The 22,058-nt window shown below is 64.7% G+C and carries 25 protein-coding genes; 2 read left to right on the forward strand and 23 right to left on the reverse strand.

Going from position 1 to position 22,058, the window contains the following annotated elements:
• Positions 1 to 471, reverse strand: a 471-nt coding sequence (locus VGG51_07865; protein HEY1882940.1) for a DNA polymerase ligase N-terminal domain-containing protein, incomplete at its 3' end; no start/stop codon positions are given.
• Between the two features lie 44 nt (positions 472 to 515).
• Here VGG51_07865 and VGG51_07870 point away from each other — a divergent pair.
• The gene (locus VGG51_07870) at positions 516 to 800 is read left to right on the forward strand and encodes a hypothetical protein (protein HEY1882941.1); all 285 of its coding nucleotides are present in this window, start codon (positions 516 to 518) and stop codon (positions 798 to 800) included.
• A complete protein-coding gene (locus tag VGG51_07875) occupies positions 793 to 2,577 on the forward strand; it encodes a DUF255 domain-containing protein (protein ID HEY1882942.1) in 1,785 nt (594 codons plus the stop codon). Before VGG51_07870 ends, VGG51_07875 begins: the two co-directional genes overlap by 8 nt.
• Here VGG51_07875 and VGG51_07880 read toward each other — a convergent pair.
• From VGG51_07880 to atpE, 22 genes are all read right to left on the reverse strand, one after another.
• Positions 2,511 to 3,671: a hypothetical protein gene (locus VGG51_07880; GenBank protein HEY1882943.1), complete on the reverse strand. Its 1,161-nt coding sequence runs from the start codon at positions 3,669 to 3,671 to the stop codon at positions 2,511 to 2,513. The genes VGG51_07875 and VGG51_07880 overlap by 67 nt on opposite strands.
• Positions 3,668 to 4,345 (reverse strand): hypothetical protein, encoded by a 678-nt coding sequence (locus VGG51_07885; GenBank protein ID HEY1882944.1) that lies wholly within the window; start codon positions 4,343 to 4,345, stop codon positions 3,668 to 3,670. The genes VGG51_07880 and VGG51_07885 overlap by 4 nt, the downstream gene beginning before the upstream one ends.
• Before the next feature lie 11 nt (positions 4,346 to 4,356).
• Positions 4,357 to 6,969, reverse strand: a complete 2,613-nt coding sequence (gene alaS / locus VGG51_07890) for an alanine--tRNA ligase (protein HEY1882945.1) — start codon at positions 6,967 to 6,969, stop codon at positions 4,357 to 4,359.
• Between the two features lie 75 nt (positions 6,970 to 7,044).
• Positions 7,045 to 7,848 (reverse strand): SigB/SigF/SigG family RNA polymerase sigma factor, encoded by an 804-nt coding sequence (locus VGG51_07895; protein HEY1882946.1) that lies wholly within the window; start codon positions 7,846 to 7,848, stop codon positions 7,045 to 7,047.
• Positions 7,848 to 8,282, reverse strand: a complete 435-nt coding sequence (locus VGG51_07900; protein HEY1882947.1) for an ATP-binding protein — start codon at positions 8,280 to 8,282, stop codon at positions 7,848 to 7,850. The genes VGG51_07895 and VGG51_07900 overlap by 1 nt, the downstream gene beginning before the upstream one ends.
• The gene (locus tag VGG51_07905; GenBank protein ID HEY1882948.1) at positions 8,279 to 8,623 is read right to left on the reverse strand and encodes an STAS domain-containing protein; all 345 of its coding nucleotides are present in this window, start codon (positions 8,621 to 8,623) and stop codon (positions 8,279 to 8,281) included. The genes VGG51_07900 and VGG51_07905 overlap by 4 nt, the downstream gene beginning before the upstream one ends.
• Positions 8,624 to 8,627: 4 nt before the next feature.
• On the reverse strand, positions 8,628 to 8,966 hold the full coding sequence (locus VGG51_07910; protein HEY1882949.1) for a hypothetical protein: 339 nt from the start codon (positions 8,964 to 8,966) through the stop codon (positions 8,628 to 8,630).
• A gap of 7 nt (positions 8,967 to 8,973) precedes the next feature.
• Entirely contained in the window at positions 8,974 to 9,339 is a 366-nt protein-coding gene (locus VGG51_07915; protein ID HEY1882950.1) for a hypothetical protein, read from the reverse strand.
• Between the two features lie 39 nt (positions 9,340 to 9,378).
• Entirely contained in the window at positions 9,379 to 10,554 is a 1,176-nt protein-coding gene (locus VGG51_07920) for a cysteine desulfurase family protein (protein HEY1882951.1), read from the reverse strand.
• Between the two features lie 93 nt (positions 10,555 to 10,647).
• Positions 10,648 to 11,937 (reverse strand): replication-associated recombination protein A, encoded by a 1,290-nt coding sequence (locus tag VGG51_07925; protein ID HEY1882952.1) that lies wholly within the window; start codon positions 11,935 to 11,937, stop codon positions 10,648 to 10,650.
• Between the two features lie 7 nt (positions 11,938 to 11,944).
• Positions 11,945 to 12,739 (reverse strand): hypothetical protein, encoded by a 795-nt coding sequence (locus VGG51_07930; protein HEY1882953.1) that lies wholly within the window; start codon positions 12,737 to 12,739, stop codon positions 11,945 to 11,947.
• A complete protein-coding gene (locus VGG51_07935; GenBank protein ID HEY1882954.1) occupies positions 12,736 to 13,410 on the reverse strand; it encodes an L-threonylcarbamoyladenylate synthase in 675 nt (224 codons plus the stop codon). Before VGG51_07935 ends, VGG51_07930 begins: the two co-directional genes overlap by 4 nt.
• Positions 13,411 to 13,495: 85 nt before the next feature.
• Positions 13,496 to 14,476 (reverse strand): rod shape-determining protein, encoded by a 981-nt coding sequence (locus tag VGG51_07940; GenBank protein ID HEY1882955.1) that lies wholly within the window; start codon positions 14,474 to 14,476, stop codon positions 13,496 to 13,498.
• 41 nt (positions 14,477 to 14,517) lie between these two features.
• A complete protein-coding gene (gene murA / locus VGG51_07945) occupies positions 14,518 to 15,867 on the reverse strand; it encodes a UDP-N-acetylglucosamine 1-carboxyvinyltransferase (protein HEY1882956.1) in 1,350 nt (449 codons plus the stop codon).
• A 35-nt stretch (positions 15,868 to 15,902) separates the two neighbouring features.
• Positions 15,903 to 16,334, reverse strand: coding sequence for an ATP synthase F1 subunit epsilon (gene atpC / locus VGG51_07950; GenBank protein ID HEY1882957.1), 432 nt, complete (start codon positions 16,332 to 16,334; stop codon positions 15,903 to 15,905).
• Positions 16,327 to 17,808 (reverse strand): F0F1 ATP synthase subunit beta, encoded by a 1,482-nt coding sequence (atpD, locus tag VGG51_07955; GenBank protein HEY1882958.1) that lies wholly within the window; start codon positions 17,806 to 17,808, stop codon positions 16,327 to 16,329. The genes atpC and atpD overlap by 8 nt, the downstream gene beginning before the upstream one ends.
• 73 nt (positions 17,809 to 17,881) lie before the next feature.
• The gene (gene atpG / locus VGG51_07960) at positions 17,882 to 18,772 is read right to left on the reverse strand and encodes an ATP synthase F1 subunit gamma (protein ID HEY1882959.1); all 891 of its coding nucleotides are present in this window, start codon (positions 18,770 to 18,772) and stop codon (positions 17,882 to 17,884) included.
• Positions 18,773 to 18,778: 6 nt separating this feature from the next.
• A complete protein-coding gene (gene atpA, locus VGG51_07965) occupies positions 18,779 to 20,278 on the reverse strand; it encodes a F0F1 ATP synthase subunit alpha (GenBank protein ID HEY1882960.1) in 1,500 nt (499 codons plus the stop codon).
• Positions 20,279 to 20,299: 21 nt separating this feature from the next.
• On the reverse strand, positions 20,300 to 20,842 hold the full coding sequence (atpH, locus tag VGG51_07970; GenBank protein HEY1882961.1) for an ATP synthase F1 subunit delta: 543 nt from the start codon (positions 20,840 to 20,842) through the stop codon (positions 20,300 to 20,302).
• The gene (locus VGG51_07975; protein ID HEY1882962.1) at positions 20,835 to 21,338 is read right to left on the reverse strand and encodes an ATP synthase F0 subunit B; all 504 of its coding nucleotides are present in this window, start codon (positions 21,336 to 21,338) and stop codon (positions 20,835 to 20,837) included. Before VGG51_07975 ends, atpH begins: the two co-directional genes overlap by 8 nt.
• Positions 21,335 to 21,769 carry an ATP synthase F0 subunit B gene (locus VGG51_07980; GenBank protein HEY1882963.1) on the reverse strand — a complete coding sequence of 145 codons (435 nt, stop codon included), beginning with the start codon at positions 21,767 to 21,769 and terminating at the stop codon, positions 21,335 to 21,337. The genes VGG51_07975 and VGG51_07980 overlap by 4 nt, the downstream gene beginning before the upstream one ends.
• Positions 21,770 to 21,775: 6 nt before the next feature.
• Positions 21,776 to 22,054, reverse strand: coding sequence for an ATP synthase F0 subunit C (gene atpE / locus VGG51_07985; protein HEY1882964.1), 279 nt, complete (start codon positions 22,052 to 22,054; stop codon positions 21,776 to 21,778).
• Between the last annotated feature and the right edge of the window lie 4 nt (positions 22,055 to 22,058).

Here is a 22,058-nt window from a genome sequence, read left to right on the forward strand (position 1 = left end):
GTCTTCGCGCGGCTTGATTTTGACCAGCGTGAACTCACCGTGCAGCTTCTTGCCGTGCAGAATGAACTTGATCTTGCCGTTGGCGATCTCTTTGGCCGGATCGCTCCCTTCGGCAAGCGTGTAGGTTCCATTATCCCAAACGATGACGCTGCCGGCGCCATATTGGCCGGCCGGTATCGTCCCCTCGAAGTCGCGATAGTCGAGCGGATGATCCTCGACGTGCATTGCGAGCCGGCGATCCAGCGGCTTGAGGGTCGGCCCCTTCGGAACGGCCCACGAGGCGAGCACCCCGCCGGCCTCGAGGCGAAAGTCGTAGTGGAGCCGCGTCGCGCGGTGCATCTGCACGACGAAACGGAGCTGCTCGGGCGCCTTCTCCTTGCGGCCGCTCGGTTCGGGCGTCTGCTTGAAGTCGCGCTTCTTGCGATAGGTCTGCAGGGAGCCGGGTGTCGCTCCGGCGCGCTTGACGGCCATGGCGAGTTGGCGTTCGACGCCGCATCGCGCTACCCTTAGAGAGCGTGATCTACGATGCAATCGGTATCGTCTTGGCGTTGGGCGTCGCCCTGGGCGCATGGCGGAACAGCGCGCGCGGCGGCGGCTACTACGACCGCGAGATCTACGGCATGAACTCCGCGACGCACGTCCGCTACGCGTTGGTCAGTTTAGCGTTTGCCGGGTTCTTCATCGCGGCGTACGTCCTTGCGCTGCGCGCGGCAGGCATCGTCGCGCTGGCGCTGTATGCGTTGCTCGCCGTGTTCTACCTGACGTCGTTCCTGCGGGGAGCCGCCGACACCGATGAATGAGTTTCGCTTTTCACCACGCCCGAATCGAGCCGGCGAGATCGACTGGATGGCCTGGGGTGCAGACGCGTTCGCGCGGGCCGAGGCCGAAGACCGGCCGATTCTTCTCTCAATTTCGGCGGTGTGGTGCCACTGGTGTCACGTCATGGACGAAACGACGTACTCCGACCCGGGTGTCATCGAGACGATCAATCGCCGCTTCGTGCCGATTCGGGTCGACAACGACAAGCGTCCCGACGTCAACTCGCGGTACAACATGGGCGGCTGGCCGACGACGGCGTTTCTTACGCCCAGCGGCCGAACGCTGACCGGCGCGACCTACCTTCCCCCCGCGCAGATGCGGCGCGCGCTCGACGAGATCGCGCGCTTCTACACCGAACATAAACCCGAGATCGACGAGCTGCCCGCACCCGCGGCCCAGAGCCGCGGCGTTGAGGGCGCGAGCGAAGAACTCACCGGCGCGCCGATCGCGCATCTCTTGGCACAGCTCGAGGCCGGTTACGACGAGCAGTACGGCGGCTTCGGCGAAGAACCGAAGTTTCCGCAAGCCGAGTCGCTCGAGTTTCTGCTCGTGCAGTGGCGCGCGACCGGCGAGCAGCGCTGGTACGAAATGGTTGCGCGAACGATTCTCGGGATGTCGCGCGGCGGAATGTACGATCACGTCGAGGGCGGCTTCTTTCGCTACTCGACGACGCGCGACTGGAGCGTGCCGCACTTCGAGAAGATGGCCGAGGATCACGCCGGGCTGCTGCGCGTGCTGGCCGAGCTCGTGCTCTTTGCGCACAACGACGAATTCCGCACGACGCTCGTCTCGGCGACCAACTACGTCCAGCAGATACTACGCGACGCGCAGACCCAGCTCTATGCGGGCAGTCAGGACGCCGACGAAGCGTACTACGCGCTCGCGCTCGAGCAGCGCCGCGCGCTCGCCTCGCCCTTCGTCGACCGCACGTCGTATACGAACTGGACCTGCGCGCTCGCGGGCGCTCTTTGTCTCGTCTCGCGCGCGCTCGACGACGACGCGCTGCTCGCGCAGGCGAACGCGACGCTCGACGCCGTCGGGCAGCGGCTCGTCGCCCCCGACGGACTTCTGTACCACGTTCTCGCTCCCGGCGGTACGCCGGAGGTACGCGGCCTGCTCACCGATCACGTCGCCTATTGCCGCGCGCTGCTCGACGCGCACGAGATCTCCGGCGAAGAGCGCTTTTTCGCCAGAGCGCAAGCAATCGCGCAGACGACGATCGAACACTTCGGCGCGCCAGGCGGCGGCTTTTACGATCGCCGCAAGTCGGGCGAACGCCTTGGGAATCTTGCGGTAGAGGACCGCCCGATCGTCGACAACGGCCTTTTCGCCGAATGCTTACTGCGCCTGCAATCGATGAGCGGTTCGGCGACTTATCGCCAACGGGCGAGCGCGACGCTGGCGTTCTTTGCGCCGGTCGCCGAGCGTGCCGGAACCTTCGGCGCTACCTACGCACGCGCGCTGGCGAGGTACCTTGCACCGGAGATCGCGGTTCGCATCGCCGGCGATCCGGCGGCTACCGATTCTTTCCGCGAGGCTGCGCTGCGTTTGCCGTCGCCGTTTCTCTCGATCCGCACGCTGACGCCGGCGCAAGCCGAACTGGAGGGCCTGCCGCCGCAGCCGGCCGCATACGTGTGCGTCGGTGTAACCTGCGGGGCGCCGATAGAGCGCGCGCAAGCGATGCGCGAGGCCTACGATGCAGTACGGACGAAGGTCAGCCAGTACCAGCAGCCCCAGAGCCCGACGGTAATCGAGTAGGCCGCAAGCACGTAGCCCCAACGCGGAAAGCGTTCGCGGACTCCGAGCATCATCAGCACGACCAAGAATGGCTCGAAGTCCAGCGCGTGACGCATTCCGAACTGGGCGAAGCCGTTGACGTAATACAGCAGGTTCGGAGCAGCTACTAAAATGACGCAGGCCCAGAGCGCAACCACCCAGCGCGCCGGTGAACGAGCGAGAAAGGCGAGGATGAGCGCGGGGGATGTCCACGTCAGCGCAAGGCCGGAATATTCCGGCCGCAGCCACGGATAGGCTCGCAAGAACGTCGGCAGCTGCACGAAGAACGACCAGAGTTGGTTGGGAAGATATTCGAAGCGAAACGGCGAGCCGGTCGGCATTCCGGCCTGATCCTGGTGGTACCAGGCCGTGTAGCCGATATCGTTCCACGTCCCCCAGCGTGCCTGGTTGTAAAGAATCCAGAGTATTGCGAGCGGAAGGAGCGCGGCGCCAAACGAGACGAACCGGCGTATCGCCGCGGCGCGCGGCGCGTCGGCCGCCAATAAGTACGCGTAGACCGGGAGAGCCAGGATCATCGAAAACCGCGATTCGACGGCGCAAACCGCGAATAGCGCGACGAGCCAGCCGCGCCGCCGGCCGGCAAGTTCCAGCAACGCGAGCATCGTGAAGCAACAGGCGCAGACGTGCGCGATGAACCACACGTCGCCGAGCATCGCGCACCAGAGAAGATCGGTCCCGGCCAAGAAGAACGCGCAGATCCAGGCGATGCTCGAGCGACGCAGGCCCAAGCGTTCGCCGAGTTCCCACGTCGCGCCGATCGTAATGCCGGCCAACACGGCAGCGAGCACCGTCTGATTCGTTTGCCCGCCGAAGAGCGCCGCGAACGGCATCAGTAAGATCGCGGGCAGCGGCGCTTCGATGATGAAGTAGTGTCCGTTGTACGGCAGCGCGTCGATGTACGCGCCCGGCCAGTCTATCCACGCGTGCCCGGAGAGCAGCGCCTGCGCCAACAGGACGAAGTTGTTATAGGGTGTCGGTCTGAGATGCGAGAGCAGCGCCGTAACGGCAAATGCGAGTAAGCCCGCGCCGGCCGCGGGTGCAATCCGCAGCTTCAAAAGGCCGGCAGCGACGGGCGCGGCAAGGGTTTGGGCGTCTGGAACGTCGAGGGCGGCAGGCTCTCGGGGAAGCGATACTCGCCCCAAACGATTCGCTCGCGCGCGAGCTTCGTTCCAACCAGCGCGCTGGCGCTGGCCACGACCGGCAGCCAATACTTTCCAAACGAGCCAAACTCGATCTCTCCATCGCCCGCGACGCCCGGCCCCGCGGTGTGAAAGCGCACGGCACGCGGGAGGTAGTTCGCACCGTCGATCGTCAGCCGGTCGATCCAAACGCCGGCGCCGCGATGCAGCGGCGTCGCTTCGTAGACGTAGTCGAGGTGATGCCCGTCCTTAGACGTACCGAGGAAGAGGAGCTCGTAGGCAGTCGCGCTGGGTGCGAAACGGCCGACGGTGTAACGCTCCTCGCGCTGCGAAAAGCGCACGGCCTTGTGGCGCAGCGCGATGCCGTCGATCGCCAGCGTCTCATCGCGCACGCTCGTCCCGCTTCGATAGATGGTGTGGCGCTGCTCGATGTTGCTGGGCCCGACTTGTGAAACGGTGTACGAGTAGACCACGACTTTCGGCGAGACGACGTGCGCCAGCGCGAGCGCGTAGCGCTGCAGCACGTAGGCGGAATCGAGCTCTCCGCCGCCGGCGCCGCTCGCGCCGAGCAACGCCGCTGCCGTCAGCATTACCAGCCGCTTCACGTCAAAACGGCATCACGAATCGCGCGCAGCGCTGCCTGCGCGCCCGCCGGATTGCTTCCGCCGCCTTGCGCGACGGCCGCCTGCCCTCCGCCTTTCCCCGCGACCAACGGAGCCGCGAGCTTCACCAGGTTGCCCGAGTGCACGCCTTCGCCGATCAGATCGTCGCTCGTGCTGACGAGCAGGCTGACGCTGCCGTTGTCCACGCCCGCCAGCGCCACCACGCCGCTGCGCAGCTTACTGCGAATCGCGTTGCCGAGGTGCCGCAGCGCCTCGCCGCCCGCCTCGGGAACGATCGCACCCACAAAGGCGCGATCGCCCTTGCGCTCGGCCCGCTCGACGTAGTGCTCGGCTTCGGAGGAGGCGATGCGCGCGCGCAGCTGTCCGAGCGACGTCTGCAGATCGCGCACGTCGCGCTGCATTCGCTCGACGCGTTCGTGCAGCTCGTCGGGTGCCGCCGACATCGCCGATGAAAGCGTAGCGATCAAATCGCTCTGTTTGGTGGCGTGATCCTCGGCCGAAGCCGAGACGCACGACTCGATTCGCCGTATGCCGCTGCCGATCGAAGACTCGGAGAGAATGACGAACATGCCGAGCTCTCCGGTCGAATGCGAGTGCGTGCCGCCGCAAAACTCCAGCGACGGCCCAGCCTGTACGACGCGTATCATGTCGCCGTACTTCTCGCCGGCCATCCAAACCGCGCCCGTCTTCTTCGCCTCCTCGAGCGGCAGGACGCGGGTAACCAGGTGTGCGTCGTCGCGGATCATCTCGTTGACCCGACGCGCGACCGCGCGCCGCTGCTCGGGCGTCAGCGCGCCTTTCGGCCAGCGAAAATCAAAACGCATGCGGTCGATGCCAACCCACGAGCCGGCTTGATTGACCTCGTCGCCGAGCACCTCTTTGAGAGCGCGCTGCAGGAGGTGCGCCGAGGTGTGATGGCGGCGGATCTCACGGCGCCAGTCGTCGGCGACGCGAGCGGTAACGGCATCGCCGACCGACATCTCGCCCTCGACGACTCTTCCCAAGTGCGCGATCGCTTCGCCCATGTACTGCGTGTCCGCGACGTCGAAGCGGGCGCCCTCGCGCACGATCGTTCCTCGATCTCCGATCTGGCCGCCGCGCTCGGCGTAGAATGAAGTTCGATCGAGAACGAGCGTGCCTTCCTCGCCGCTCTTCAGTGAGGCGACGGGCCTGCCGTCCTTGAGCGCGGCGACGATTTCGCCGCCGATTTCGAGGCCTTCGTCGTAGCCGGTAAAGGAGCTGCGCAGCGCCGGCAGGTCGGCCAGCGCCACGACCTCGCGTTTTGCCGCCGCATCCCGGCGCGCGCGCTGGCGCTGTTCTTCCATGAGCCGGTCGAAGCCGACGGTGTCGACTTGGGCACCGCGCTCGCCGGCGATTTCGCGTGTGAGCTCGAGCGGAAAGCCATACGTATCGTGCAGCAGAAACGCCTCGTCGCCGCCGATGATGCCTTGGCGCTTCGCGATTGCATCGTCGATGACGCGCTCGAGCATGGCGACGCCGCGCTCGAGCGTGCGATCGAAGATCTGCTCTTCGTTCCGTATCGCATCGGCAATCCGCGACGCGCTCTCTCGCAGCTCGGGATAGCCGGGTTCGAGCGAGCGGATCGCCGCCGGTACGAGCTGTGCGAAAAAGCCTTCCGGATAGCCGAGAAGCTTTCCGTTGCGTACCGCGCGGCGAATCAAGAAGCGGAGCACGAAGCCGCGATCGGTGTTCGACGGGTAGACGCCGTCGTTGATCAGGAAAGTTGCCGAGCGCAGGTGATCGGCGATGATGTTTTGGCGAGCCTGCTGCTCTCGTTCGTCGAGCGTCGTGCGCCCGATCGGCGGCTGAGCGGCAACCAAATCCGTGAAGAGATCCGTTTGGTACATCGACGCGAAGCCGTTGCAGATCGCAAGCATGCGTTCGAGACCCGCACCGGTGTCGATCGCCTTGCGCGGCAGATCCTCCAGTTGGGCGTCGGCCGTCCGGTTATACTGCTGAAAGACGACGTTCCACAGCTCGACGTACCGGTTTCCGAGATTCGGCCCGGTGTCGCCGGGACCGCTCGCGTACTCGACGCCGGTATCGTAGAAAATCTCGGTGCACGGGCCGCACGGCCCGGTCGCACCCATCGTCCAGAAATTCTCTTCGTCGAAGCGCGTGACCCTGGCTGGATCGAGCCCGGCTTCGTCGATCCAGATGCGGGCGGCTTCGTCGTCCCCGGTGTGCACCGTGACGTAGAGCCTCGCCGGATCGAGAGCCAGCACGCCGGTTACGAACTCCCACGCCCAGCGGATCGCGTCGCGCTTGTAATAATCGCCGAAGCTGAAGTTGCCGAGCATCTCCAGAAAAGTGCCGTGCCGTCCGGTCCGGCCGACGCTCTCGATGTCGCTCTTCGCGCCCGCGACGCGCAGGCAGCGCTGAACCGTTACGACGCGCGGCGCGGGCGCCGGCTGTTCGCCGAGAAAGACCGGGACGAACTGCTCCATGCCGGCTATCGTGAAGAGCGTCGTCGACATTTCGTGCGGAACGAGGGTAGCAGGCCCAAGCAGCTTGTGCTGCTTGTCCACGAAGAAGTCTATCCACGCCTGTCTCAGTTCCTGGCTCTTCATTCGATTGGCATTATACCAGGCGCACGGCGAGCCTCATGCAGGAAGTGGCGGACCGCCTGCTGCGGCCGCCTGGAGCTACTCGGCCAGTACGGCGCGCAGCTTCTCCAGGGCCTTGGCCTGGAGCCGCGAGACGTGCATCTGCGACACGTTCAGCCGTTTGGCGATCTCCGTCTGCGAGACCGATTCGTAAAAGCGCAAGTAGATGATGACGCGCTCGCGCCCGCTGAGTACGCCGAACGCGCGCTCGAGGTTCGCCCGGTCCTCCAAGAGCTCGAGCCGGGCGTCGGTCACCCCCACCGTGTCGGCGAGCGTCTGCGACTTTTTGTCGGCGTCTCCGGAGACCTCGCTATCCAGCGAGAGAAGGTTGTAGGCCTGTCCCAGCTCTTGGGCTTCGAGGATCTCGTCTTCGCCGGCGTTGAGATGTTCGGCGAGCTCGGCGACGGTCGGGCTGCGGCCCAGCGCAATCGCAAGCTTATCGCTTGCCCGGTTGACGGCGAGATTGAGCTCCTGCAGGCGCCGAGGCACCTTGACGGCCCAGCCTTTGTCGCGAAAGTAGCGCTTGATCTCGCCGACGATCGTCGGCGTCGCGTAGGTCGTAAACTCCACGCCTCGCTCGAGATCGAATCGATCGATCGCCTTGAGCAGGCCGACGGTGCCGACTTGAACGAGATCGTCGAGCGGCTCGCCGCGATTGGCGAACTTTACGGCTAAGAAGCGCACCAAGTTAAGGTGTACGACGACCAGCTCGTCGCGCACCCGTTCGTACTCCGCGTCGGGCGTCTCGGGTGAATCGTCATGCCGCCGGCGCAGCTCGATGAAGCCGGCAAAAAGCGCACGCGTTCTCTCGCGGTCGCGGCGTGCGTCGTCGCGTTCGAACACTAGGTAGCGGAAGCCACCCTTTTGACCATCAGCAAATCCGTTCCCATCTGCGCGCTGACGTCGTAACTGACCTCGTCCATCAGCGTGCGGATCAGGAAGATTCCCAGCCCGGCGATGCGCGCCTCATCGAAGTTCATGTTCGGCGCCTCAGCCAGGTGCACGCCGTGACGTCCGCTGTCGCGCACGCGGATTCGCAGCGAGTCGGAGAGCGCTTCGCACGTCAAATCGATGAACTCGCCGTGCCCCTCGTGCTGAATTACGGCGGTGCACGCTTCGGCGACGGCAAGCTTCACGTCCTCGATCTCTTCGATCGAGAAGCGCAGACGGTTGGCGACCGTCGCGGCCGCCAGGCGCCCCAGAGCGACCCACTCCGGCCGGGACGGGATGCGCAGCTCGACGAGTTCTCGCTGCACGTGCTCGACCGCGGGATTCACGCCAAGGCCTTCATCGCGGCGTCCTCGCTCTCGAAGATGCCGAAGATCTTTACCAGGCCGGTGATGTCGAAAATCTTCTTTATCTGGGGATTCGTGCAGACGAGGTTGACCGAACCGCCGTGCTCGCGAACGCGTTTGAGGCCGCCGATGAGCACGCCTAGGCCGGTCGAATCGATGTATCGCACCTTTTCCAAATTGATGACGAGGTAATAGACGCCTCGATCGATCAGCTCACCGATCGCGTCCTTCACCTTTGGTGACGTGTAGACGTCAATTTCGCCGCTCAGGTCGACGACGTAACAATCGCCCGGCGCCTCGCGCACGTTCACCTTGATGTCCAAGTCTTTATCCCTCGGCTTTCCGCTGCAGCTCGTCGCGCGTCTCTTGCGCGGCATTCTGGGCCTCGGCGACCGCCGCGTCGATGTTCGAGCGAGCGTCCTCGACGACTTGGCGCCCGCGTTCGTAGAGGTCCGAGACGCTGGACTGCCAGACTGAGGTAACGCTCGTAACCTTATCACGCAGATCGCCCGTGGCGTCCATCGCAAAATCTCCCGCTTCTCGCGCCTTACCGGCAATCCGGTCGCGAGCCTCTTCCTGCGTGACGATCACCGCTGCGGCCGCACCGGCGGCTGCACCGATGAGAAGACCGGCGAGGAAACCTCCCCCGCCATTGCCCTTGCCCATGATTTAATTACTCCCTAGCAGTTGACTCTTTTCCCGTAACCAAGCGTCGTAAACCGGCCGTTATTCCGCTGGCGACGGCGCCGGCGTTCACGATCGCCGGTGAGACCGCGCTCTTGGTGAGATCGGCGGTGCGCGAGAGGGCCTCTGCCGTCTCGCCGAGCGACTTGGTCACTTCGTCAACATGAACCAGTGTGTTTGCGACCGGAACGCCGACGTTCTCGAGCTGCCGATCTACCTCGTCGAGCGTCGTCCGCAGTCGCGTCAGCGTCTTCGCAAGCGCCAGGCTTGCGACCAAGATGCCAATGCCGACGAGCAGGGCTCCCACCCCGACCAGAACGTCGAGGATGAACCCGCCATACTGCGTCCCGTTCAAAGCTTCTGCCTCCAAAGGCGCGCGCGGTTCGTTTCGAGTCTACCCATTCCCGCCGCTGGGCATCGCAAACGCGCAACGCTCGCGAAGCCGCGCGACCAGCGACGGTACGGCGGCCACGACCCGGTCGATCTCGCCGGCGGTCGTCGTTGTTCCTAACGAGAAGCGAATCCCGCTGCAGGCTTGGTTCCCAGGATACATCGCGGAAAGGACGTGGCTGGGCTCGAGCCTCCCCGAGGTACAGGCGCTCCCTGCAGAGACCCCGATTCCAGCCAGATCCAAGGCAACGAGCAGCTCGCCGGCCTCCACCTCCTCGAAGCTCATATTGGAAAGGTTGGCGAGCCGTGGCGCGCCGGCGCCGTTGACGCTGACGCCCGGAACTGCGCGGCGTAGCTCGCTCTCGAGGCGGTCGCGCAACGCCCCGATACGAGCGACGGCACTCGCGCGCTGCGCGACGGCCAGCTCGAGTGCGAGCGCCAAACCCGCAATGCCCGCAACGTTCTCCGTGCCGGCGCGGCGGCCCGACTCCTGGCCTCCGCCCAGGGCCAGCGGCTGCAGCGGCACGCCTTCACGCACGAAGAGCACGCCCACACCCTCCGGGCCCCCGAATTTGTGAGCGGAGAGCGAGAGCAGGTCCACCCCCAGCTCGGCGACGTCGACCGGCAGCCAGGCCGGGGCGGCAACGGCGTCGGCATGGAGCAAGACCCGGCGAGCCCGGGCGATCGCCGCCAGCTCGGCGATCGGCTGCACCGTCCCCACCTCATTGTTTGCATACATCACCGCGGCGCAGATCGGCTGAGAACCGAGAGTCCGCTCGAACTCTTGGGGATCGACCCTTCCGTCTGCGTCGACGGGGATCGCGCTCCCGGGCGCCGCACGTTCGCGCGACGGCTCGAGAACGGCCAGAACGGAGTGATGCTCGACCGCCGACGCGATGACGCGCGCGCCCGCAGCAGCAGCCTGCAGTACGCCGAGTATTGCCAGATTATTCGCTTCGGTTCCACCGGAAGTAAAGACGATTTCGGTACGCTTCGCGCCGAGTACCCGGGCAACGCGATCCCTCGCGTCGTCGAGCACGGCGCGCGCGAGACGTCCCTCGAAATGCAACGAGCTGGCATTGAAACCGCAACGGAGCGACGTTTCCGCTATGAGATTCGCGACCTCCGAGCGCATCGGTGTAGTAGCGGCGTGATCGAGGTAAATTCGTTCAGAATTCACAGGTCGCTCCCAGAGTTTTGCTCTAATATCGGGTTGTGCGAAGCTCCAACGCACACTCCGAGAAGTAGCAACGGGAAACTGGCGGTTCGAGAATCACTCGAACCGCCTCTTTTTTGCAGTCGCGCGCGCGGCGATATCCGCTTCTGCTCCTTGCTTCCCTGGAGCGTAGTACTGGCGGCCGCGCAAGTTGGACGGCAGATTTTCGGTAACGACGTCGTAATCGTCGTGTGCGTAGTGATATCCCTCACCGTAACCTAAGCCTCGCATAAGGCGCGTCGGTGCGTTGCGCAGATGCAGCGGCACCGTCTCGTTGCGAGTCTCCAGCACGTCGGCCATCGCCGCGCCGTAGCTGCGCCCAACGCTGTTGCTTTTCGGCGCCGTCGCGAGATAGAGCGTCGCGTGCGCCAGGGCAAAGAAGCCTTCCGGCATGCCGACGAAGTGCACCGCCTGTTGCGCGGCAACCGCAATCTGCAGCCCGGCCGAATCGGCGAGCCCGACGTCTTCCGAGGCCAGGATCACGAGCCTGCGAGCGATGAAGAGCGGATCCTCGCCGTCCTCGATCAGGCGCGCGAGCCAATAGAGTGCCGCATCCGCATCGCTCGCGCGCAGCGACTTGATCAGCGCGCTGATCGTGTCGTAGTGCATGTCGCCCGCGCGATCGTAGCGTCCTTGCCGGCGCTGCATCGCCTCGCGAACAACGTTAACGTCGATCCGGCCGCCGGCTTCGGGCGTCGACGCGCCCGCGAGTTCGAGTGCGTTGAGCGCGGCGCGTGCGTCGCCGTTCGCAAAACCGATCAGAAGCGCGCGCGCTTCGTCGTCGAGCGTCAGCGGCTTGCGGCCCAATCCGCGCTCGGTGTCGCGCAGCGCGCGGTCGACGATCTCACCGACGTCTGCATCGGAGAGCGCCTCGAGTACGAATACGCGCGCGCGAGAGAGCAGCGCAGAGTTCACTTCGAACGACGGATTCTCGGTCGTCGCACCGATGAGCGTTATGGTTCCGTCCTCGACGGCGGGAAGCACCGCATCCTGCTGCGCTTTGTTAAAGCGATGGATCTCGTCGATGAAAAGAATCGTGGCCTTCCCGGAGCGCCGGCGTATCTTTGCCTCGTTAACGACGCGGCGCAGATCGCTCACTCCGGCATTGACCGCCGAGATTCGCTCGAAGTACGCGCCCGTACGCGCGGCGACCACCTCGGCCAGCGTCGTCTTACCGCTGCCGGGCGGTCCCCAGAGAATCATCGACGGCACGGCGTCGCGTTCGATCACCGTTCGCAGCGTGCGGCCGGGGGCCAACAGGGCCGCTTGTCCGACGAACTCGTCGAGCGTCCGCGGCCGCATGCGGGCCGCCAACGGCGCCGCCAGCGACGGAAAATCGAACAACATACCTCGCCTACGGCGAGACGCTCGGCGCGGTCACCGGAGCGCCGGGCTCGGTCACCGGCTGGGTCAACGCGTTCTTTGGAATCTTCAAGGGTTTGGGAGTGGCGAGCTTGCGGTGGAACTCTCCGGGAAACTGCATCGTGACGTCGCCTTGGGCGTGCGCCTCGCCGCTAACGGTGTTGTAGAGAACCCTCTGGGCGTTCATGCTTCTCGACCCCGAGACGATGTGCACCGCGCCCTCAAGGAGCAGGCTGTGCGCGCTGTCGTCGAGCGTTCCGTTGTCGGCCGTAACGACCGTGTCGTTTTGAACGTAGCGAACGTTGCCGATCGCCTTGTAGATCTTGGCAGCACCGTCGATCTGAGCCTTGTCGGCCGTTAACGTCGACGGACTCGAAGGCTGCGCTGAGGCCGGCGTTTCACCGGCGAGGCTGCCGGCGCTTCCTTGCGAGTCGTGCACGATGACGTGTCCGTTAAGGAAGAGTACCTGCTTTTTATAGTTGCCGTTCGCGCTGTCGGCGGTAACGTCGCCGCCTACGCGCGTCATCACGACCTTCGCCGGCGTATTGAAGTCGCCGGTTTTGAAGTTGGCATTGAGCGAGTTTGCCTTCACCGTCCAAACGCCGAGGTCGAATGAGGCGGGGGGCGGGCCGCCTTTCGCGGCCTTGCCGACGCCCGGGACGCGTTTAGGCACCGGTGTTGCGCCGGGAGGCGGGGCCGGACGGATCACCGTTGGCGGGGGCGCGGCCTGCGCGAGCGGCCCGAGCATGGTCAGCGCGCCGATGACGGCAGCGAGAATGCGAATCATTGCGTCTGCGTACGTACCTTTACCGTGGGGCGCTCGATGGGTCCGAGGAGCTCCGCCAGACGCGCTTGTGAGAGCGCGCCTTCCCGAAGCAGCCGCGGATGCGTACCGGAGAGATCGATGATTGTCGATTCGACGCCGTAGCGAACCGGCCCGTGCTCGACGAGCAGATCGGCCGGCGCGAGCATCGAGCGTTCGCCGTCTCCGAGGTACGGCCGGCCATTACGCGCTACCGCCGTCGTGCCGGCGATCGGGCCGCACCGTTCGAGCAGCGCGCGGGCGAATGGATCGTCGGGCACGCGGAACGCGAGGGTATCGAGCCCGGCCGCGAGTTCGTCGCTGACGAAGGCCGGCTTGCTGATCAAGACGATAACGGGACCGGGAAGCAGCCGCTTCGCAAACTGCGCCGCCAGCGGATCGGCGGCCGCGTACTCGAGGAATTCCTGCACCGAGGCGACGTGCATCGTAAGCGGACGCTGGTCGGGCCGCCCTTTTGCGGCGTAGACGCGGTCGATCGCCGCGGAGTCGTAGGGATCGCAGCCGATCAAGTAGCTCGTATCGTTGGGGAAAATGACCGTTTCGCCGGAGAAGACCGCTCGCGCGACCTCCTCGGCAACATCGTCGAATCCGGCTGCGGCCGCATCGATGATGCGCCCCCAGCGCTCCGTCGGCATATCTTCATCATTCCACGATGAGCCGGGGGTTAGCTGTGCCACCTCACGTACGCTTGCGCGCTCCTCCTAGAACCCGACCGGCTCCCTAAATGCGCACTCTGGCACCGGTGCCGATCGCGACGCACGAGAGCGGGTCGTCGGCGACGATCGCCGGGACGCCGGTTACTTCAGAGAGCAGCTTGTCGAAGCCGCGCAGCAGCGCGCCCCCGCCGGTCAAGATAATGCCGCGGTCGATGATGTCGGCGGAGAGTTCCGGAGGCGTTTTTTCCAGGACCGACTTGACCGCTTCGACGATCGCGCCCACCGGCTCGGAGAGCGCCTCGCGGATCTCTTCGCTGGTGATTTTAACCGTCTTAGGAAGGCCGTTGATCAGGTCGCGCCCGCGAATCTCCATCGCGAGCTCCTGCTCCAGCTTATACGCCGAGCCCAGCTTGATCTTGATCTCTTCGGCGGTCCGCTCGCCAATCATCAGGTTGTAGACGCGCCGGATGTAGCGAACGATCGCTTCGTCCATTTTATTGCCGGCGACGCGCAGTGACTGCGAGACGACGATGCCGCCCAAGGAGATCACTGCGACGTCGCTCGTTCCTCCGCCGATATCGACGACCATGCTGCCGGAAGGACCGTCGATCGGCAGGCCGGCGCCGACGGCTGCCGCCATCGGCTCCTCGATGATGTCGACGTCGCGCGCGCCGGCAAGCTTCGCGGCATCCTTTACCGCGCGCTCTTCGACGCTCGTGATCTCCGCGGGGACGCAGATCGTGACGTGCGGCTTCGGCTTGATGATCGCCGACCACCACGAGCGATCTTTCATCACCTTCTTGATGAAGTACGAGAGCATCGCTTCGGTCACTTCGAAATCCGCGATTACACCGTCGCGAAGCGGACGAATCGCCGCGATGTGGGCCGGCGTCTTACCGAGCATCTGCCGTGCCTCCTCGCCGACCGACAAGACCCTGCCGGTGTTCATGTCTTTCGCCACGACCGACGGCTCGCGTAAGACGATACCCTTTCCCTTGACGAATACGAGCACGTTGGCCGTACCAAGGTCGATGCCGATGTCCAAAAACTTAACTCCTGCTGACGTTACCGGTAAAATCTGCAAACCTAGCCCGCCGAGACTCGCGGATACTCGCTCGTCTCAAAGAATCCCGCGGGCTCCACGAGCGGCGTCACGCCGCTGCTGCGCTGCACTTGTCCGCCGAGGTCGGAGAGCATCTCTTCGAGGCGTTCGTAGCCGCGATCAATGTACTCGAGCCCGATAATCTCCGTCTCACCAGCGGCGGCAAGACCGGCAACGACCAGACCGGCGCCGGCGCGGATATCCGGCGCCTCCACCGGTGCGCCGGAGAGTTGCTTGGGACCTTTGATGACCGCCGCGTTGCTTTCCATCGTTACCTTGACGTCGGCACCCATACGGGCGAGCTCGTTCACATAGGAAAAGCGCGCATTGAAGATCGACTCTTCGACGACGCTGGTCCCGGGACACGTGCAGAGAAAGCCAACCATTTGCGGCTGCAGGTCGGTTGGGAAACCGGGGTAGGGAGCCGTGAGAATGTCGGTTCCGCCGGCGATGCCCGCGGCTTTGACGCGGATCCAGTCCTCGCCCGCGGTCGTCTCGACGCCGCACTCGACGAGTTTGTCGATCAGCGCCCCCATGTAGTCGGGGCGGCAGCGCGTGACGGTCACGTCGCCGCGGGTCACGCAGCCCGCCAGCAGCAGCGTCCCGGTGACGATGCGGTCCGCGGTAATCTCGTACTCGACGCCGCGCAGCTCCGCAACGCCATCGATGACGATCGTGTCCGTACCATGCCCGGCGATCTTCGCGCCCATCGCCCGCAGGAAGTTTGCGAGGTCTACGACCTCCGGCTCCATCGCGACGTTCCGCAGCGTCGTCGTTCCATCAGCCAAAACCGCCGCGAGCATCGCATTTTTCGTCGCGCCGACGCTGGGCAGGCGAAACTCGATGGTCGCGCCGCGCATGCGAGCCTCCTTCGATTGCGCGATCAAATAACCGTGTGCGTTGTGGACGTCACAGCCCAACGCGACGAAGGCTTGCTCGTGCATATCGGTCGCGCGCGTCCCGAGCACGCAGCCGCCGGGAAGGGGAACTTCCGCCCGTCCGAAGCGCCCGAGCAGGGCTCCGACGATATCGAACGACGCGGCAAGCTTGCGCACCAGCGCGTAGGGGGCCCGATAAGAGGCAACGTTGCTGGCATCGATCGTTACGGTCGTGTCGCCCTCGTAACGAATACGCGCCCCCAGCGCTTCCAGCAGCGACCACATCACCGAGACGTCGGTGATATGAGGAACGCGATGGAGCGTGACGGTGCCGCGGGCCAGCAGCGAGGCGGCCATGATCGGCAACGCCGCATTCTTCGCGCCGTGCGTCGCGACTGAGCCTTCTAGGCGCGCGCCGCCCCGAACTCGGAGCGTCGTCTCGAGACGATCGAGCATTAGGGATTTACCGTTCGCGTAGGCGGTAAACTCGCCTACCGATGGCCCGTCAGGCGCAGCTGCGCGTTCGCGAAGTCGATGATAGCCTGCTGGCGCGCGTAACCGTCGCTCCCCGGCGCCTCGGCCTTCTGACGCTCCGTGGCCTCTGCCAGACGGTCGCGAGCCGCAGCGACGACTACGTCGTCGAACGCCAGCGCTTCGTCCACCAGAACGGTGATCCGGTCCGGCAGCGCCTGCATGAACCCCTCGCTCGTGGCAAGCTCCAACCGCGTGACGTTTCCCTCCCCGTCCGCAGCCTGGCGAACGTTTGCGCGCAGCACGCCCGGTTTCAATGCTGCCAAAAACGGCGCGTGCTTTGGGAGAATTCCCTCCTCACCTTCGGTCGTAACCGCAATGACGAGCTCGGCCGTGCCGTCGAAGACGACCTGCGCCGGCGTCACCAGCTTGAACGGAACGGCGTCAGGCATTGGCCATGCGCTGGGCGTTCTCTCGCACTTCGTCGATCGTGCCCGCGTAGAAGAACGCTCCCTCCGGGAGATCGTCGACCTTGCCTTCGAGAATTTCTTTGAAGGAGGCGATCGTCTCGGGCAGCTTGACATATTTGCCGGTTCGTCCCGTGAACTGCTCGGCGACGAAGAACGGCTGCGAGAAGAATCGTTGAATGCGCCGCGCGCGCGCCACGGTAATCTTATCGTCTTCGGAGAGCTCTTCGACGCCGAGGATCGCGATGATATCCTGAAGGTCGCGGTAGCGCTGGAGAACTTCTTGGACGCCTCGCGCGACTTCGTAGTGCTCCTCGCCGATGATCTGCGGATCCAGAATGCGCGAGGTCGACGCCAGCGGATCCACCGCCGGATAAATGCCGAGCTCGGAGATCGGACGGGAGAGCGCGGTCGTTGCGTCGAGGTGCGCGAACGTCGTCGCGACAGCCGGATCCGTGTAGTCGTCGGCAGGGACGTAAACCGCTTGCACCGAGGTGATCGAGCCTTTGCGCGTCGAGGTGATACGCTCTTCGAGAACGCCCATGTCGGTACCCAGCGTCGGCTGATAGCCGACGGCTGAAGGCATGCGGCCCATCAGCGCCGAGACCTCCGAGCCCGCCTGCATGTAGCGGAAGATATTATCCATGAAGAGCAGCACGTCGGCGCCCAGCTCGTCGCGGAAATACTCAGCCATCGTCACGCCCGTTTGCGCGACGCGAAAGCGCACGCCCGGCGGTTCGTCCATCTGTCCGAAGACCAGCGTCGTTTGATCGATGACGCCCGACTCTTTCATTTCGAGCCATAAGTCGTTGCCTTCGCGCGTCCGTTCGCCGACGCCCGTGAAGACCGAAAAGCCTTTGTGGACGTAGGCGATGTTGCGGATGAGCTCCTGAATGAGCACCGTCTTGCCGACGCCGGCGCCGCCGAAGAGCCCGACCTTACCGCCGCGCGTGTAGGGTGCCATGAGGTCGACGACTTTGATGCCGGTCTCGAAGATGCGCGCGGTCGGCTCTTGGTACTTCAGCTCCGGGGCGGGGCGGTGAATCGGCCACAGCGCCGCAGCCTTTACCGGCGCGTCGCTGTCGATCGTCTTGCCGAGCACGTTGAAAATCCGGCCCAGCGTCCCTTCGCCGACCGGAACCATGATCGGGCCGCCGGAGCTGCGCACCGCCGCTCCTCGAACCAGACCGTCGGTCGAACCGAGCGCGAGGCAGCGGACCTGATTATCCCCAAGCTCGTCCTGCACTTCGAGCGTGAGCTCGCGTGCGGCCATCGCCGTTCCGCCGAGTTCCACACTCGCTGCCGCACCGCTCGAGGCGGCACCGTTCCCCGAGGCGTGTAAATCCTCGTTGACGTTGACGACGAGCGCGTCGTTGATCTTTGGCAACGTCTGCGGTGTGAACTCGACGTCGACGACGTTTCCGAGCACTTGGACGACTTTTCCGGTATCAGCAGCCATGGTCAGCTCTCTTTTCCTTCCGATTGCTCGTACGTTTAGTTGGTTGCTTCGAAGCCGCTACGACGTGTCCCACCTACTCGACCCCGAGCGCTTCGGCGCCGCCGACGATTTCGAGCAGCTCTTTGGTAATCGCGGCCTGGCGCGCGTTGTTCATCGCGATCGTCAGCTCGTCGATCAGCTTCGAGGCGTTATCGGTAGCATTGGTCATCGCAACGAGCTGCGCGGCGAAGAAAGCGGCGTCGGTCTCGAGCATCGCCGAGTAGATCGTGAACTCGAGATACTTCGGCAGGAGCCGCGAGAGCACGCGCTCCGGCGAGGGCGCAAACTCGATCACCCCGCGCGGACCCCCACGCGCTGCTTCCGGCTTCGCGTCGCGGTGAAAAGTCGAAAGATCTTCGGCAAGGATCGGCACGAGCTTGCGCCGCTGCGGGCGCTGGACCATCATCGTCACGAGCTTCTGTGAGACGAGCACGATCTCGGAGATATCGCCGCGGCCGAAGTCGTCGGCGGTTCGACGCGCCACCTCGCGTGCGGTCTCCAGTTTCGAGTCGGCTCCGAGCGGCCACGAGGGATAATCGGCGATGCCTAAGCGGCGTACCGCATTGCGCGCTTTGACGCCGACGGTGTAGTAGCGCACGGCGCCCTGGGCGCGCGCAAAGTCCTCGGCAGCGCGTATGACGTTGGAGTTGAACGCGCCGGCGAGCCCCTTGTCGGAGCTCACCAAGATGATCCCGGGCGGAGCTCCCTCCTTCCCAGGCTTCATGAAGGGATGGTCGACGGATGAAACCGCGGAGATCAAATCGCCGAGCATTTCGCCCAGCGCATCGGCGTACGGACGCGCGCGCTTCTGCGCCGCCTCGGCTCGGCGGATCTTTGCCGCGGCGACCTGTTTCATCGCCTTGGTGATCTGCTGGGTGTTTCTCAGCGACCGAATCCGGTCGCGCAGATCTCGTACGGAAGGCATCGGTGCTTAGAAGCTCTTGTTGAACTCGGTCAACACCGCGTCGAGCTGCTTGCGCGTATCGTCGGAGAGCTGCGAGCTCTGCGCGATCGCGGCGGGGATTTCGGGATGCTCGGCGTGCAGGAAATCGATCATGCCCGAGGCCCAGTTCGCGAGCCGGACGGTGGGAACGTCGTTCACGAATCCGTTGGTCGCGGCGTAGATGATCGCAACTTGATCTTCCATCGGCTGCGGCTGATACTGCGGCTGTTTGAGCAGCTCGGTCAGTTTCTCACCGCGCATCAGCTGATTCTGCGTAGCCTTGTCGAGGTCGCTCGAAAGTTTCGCAAACGCGGCCAGGTCGCGATACTGCGCGAGCTCGAGCTTGAGCTGTCCGGCGACCGACTTCATCGCCTTGGTCTGCGCGGCTCCGCCCACGCGCGAGACGGAGAGCCCGACATCGACCGCCGGGCGGATTCCCTGGAAGAAGAGTTGCGGCGTCAGGTAGATCTGCCCGTCGGTAATCGAGATGACGTTGGTGGGAATGTAGGCCGAGAAATCGCCCGCCTGTGTCTCGATCACCGGCAGCGCCGTGAGCGAGCCTCCCCCCATGTCGTCGGAGAGCTTCGCCGAGCGCTCCAATAAGCGAGAGTGCAGATAGAACACGTCGCCCGGGTATGCTTCGCGGCCCGGGGGCCTGCGCAGCAGCAGCGACATCTCGCGATAGGATTGCGCGTGCTTGGTGAGGTCGTCGTAAACGATCAGCACGTCTTTGCCTTGATACATCAATTCCTCGGCCATTGCGCAGCCGGCAAACGGCGCGAGCCAGCGCAGCGCGGCGGCCTCCGAGGGACTCACCGCCACGATCGTCGTGTAGGCCATCGCGCCCTTCTGTTCGAGGATCTGGGCGAGCGCCGCAACCGTCGAATTCTTCTGGCCGATCGCGACGTAGACGCAGAATACGTTGCGTCCCTTCTGGTTGATGATCGTGTCGATCGCGATCGCCGTCTTTCCGGTCGAACGATCCCCTATGATGAGCTCACGCTGGCCCTTACCGATGGGGATCAGCGCGTCGATCGCGCGAATTCCGGTCTGCAGCGGCTGCTTGACCGGCTGGCGCTGCACGACGCTCGGGGCGACGTTCTCGATCGTGCGGTAGCGGGTGGTGGCGATATCCCCTTTCCCGTCGATCGGTTGGCCCAACGGATTGACGACTCGGCCCAGCAGCGCCTCGCCGACCGGAACCGAAGCGATGCGGCCGGTTCGCCGAACGCTCGTACCCTCTTGGATGTCGACATCCGGACCCATGATGACGACGCCGACGTTATCCTCTTCGAGGTTGAGCGCGACGCCCTGCAGACCGTTGGGAAACTCGACGAGCTCCGAGGACCGCACGCCGCGCATTCCGTAGACTCGCGCGAGGTTCGCGCCAACTTCGATGACGGTGCCGACTTCGTCTTCGGCAACGCCCGTCTTGAACTGCTCGATCTGCTGTTTGAGAATTCCGGCTATTTCATCTGCGTTGATCATGCGTAAGCTTTCTTCGTTCGACTATGAGATGGTAGAGAGTTCTCGGGCGAGGCTGTCCAAGCGGCCGGCGATCGTGGCGTCGATACGCCGATCGCCCATCACCAGCCGCACGCCGCCGATGAGCTTCGGATCGACCTCTTGGGTAACTTCGAACTTCTTGCCGTAGGCGAGCTCGAGCTTCTCGACGAGCGCCGCGTATTCGTCGCGTTCGAGCGGGCGAGCGGAGGTCATCACGAGCGTCTCGGCACCGCGTGCCTTGCGCTGCAGTGCGAGAAACTCTTTGACGAGCGCACCGAGCAGCGTTTCGCGGCGCTTGCGTACGAGCAGCAGCAGCGTGTGGAGCGCGACGGGGTCGACCTTTTCGCCGAAGGCTTCGGTTAGGAGCCGTTCCTTATCGGGTCGGGGCACGACGGGCGAAGCGAAGAACTCGTAGATCTCGCCGCGGTCGCCGATCGCGCCGGCGATTGCCGTTAGATCGGAGGCGATCTTCTCGCCGATTCCGCGTTCCCGGGCGAGCATATCGACGGCGACGGCATAGCGGCGCGCAAGCGTCTGATTAACCACGCGCGCCCTCCTGCAGCGTGCCGGCAAAGCCTTCGATCAGACGCTCGTCGACCGAGGGTCCGATCCGGCGTGCCGCGTCGTCGCGCGCGATCTTCAGCGCGCGCTCGACGAGATCGTCACGCAGCTGCTGCCGGGCCGCCGCGCGCGCGCGTTCGAGCTCGCCTTGGGCATCTCGCAGCGCGCGTTCTCCCGACTCGGTGGCCTCGGCGAGCATCGCTTCGCGCTCGCGCGCGCCGTGCAGCTCGGCACGCTGCGCGATCAGCTCCGCGTCGCGGCCGGCGCTGCGGATGGCCTCGTGGAGTGCCCCCAGCACCCCTTTGACTTCGTCGCGATGGCGTTCCGCCTCGGCGATCTGCCGGTTGCTGCGCTCTTGGGCCGCCATCAGCACCGGTTTGAGAAAGCGGTTCCATATGTAGACGAGCACCGCTATGAAGACGATCGAAGATACAACCTGGCTCCAGACGGCAATTTGAATGTAGAGCCGAGCGTCGCTCATCTCGAGGCCTCCGGAATCACGCGATCGAGCATGAAGTCGGCGAGTCCCCGGACCGCCTGCGGCTCTCCGGCGCGCGCCTCCTCGAGCTCCGTGCGCACCGTCGCCTGCGCCTGTTCGACGGCCTGCTGCGCACGCTGTGAGTAACCGATCGAGATTTCCGCCGCCTCGTTCGAAGCCGCAGCGCGCTGTGCTGCGACGCGATGCTCGGCATCGCGCCGCGCGGCAGCGCGGATCTCTTCGGCCTGCGCCCGCAGCGTGGCCGCTTCGGCTTGATAGCGGTCGTAGTCGGAGACCAGGCTGTTGATGTACTGCCGTCGCCGGGAGATCGCGGCCGCGACCGGGCGCAAAAAGACCACGTACAACACCGCGAAAAAGATCGCGAAGTTGATCAGCTGCACGACCAGCGTCCCGTTGACCGACAGGAACGACATCGAGCCTTATTTCACCAGCGACGAGATGATCGCCGGAACCCTGGCGACGACGAGCAGGATGTAGAACGAGAGCGCGATGGCGATGAACGGCACCGCTTCCAAGACGCCGACGCCCAGGAACATGAACAGGAAGATGTTGGGCCGCGCCTCGGGCTGCCGGGAGATCGACTCGACCGCCTTTGCGGCAACGGTTCCGTCGCCGACGGCCGAACCGAAGGCCACGCCCGAGATGATGATGCCGAACGAGATGAGCGCTGCGGCTGCGATTAAAGCTTGGGGATTCAAGGGT

The organism is Candidatus Cybelea sp. (assembly GCA_036489315.1).
Taxonomy (GTDB): Bacteria; Vulcanimicrobiota; Vulcanimicrobiia; order Vulcanimicrobiales; family Vulcanimicrobiaceae; genus Cybelea.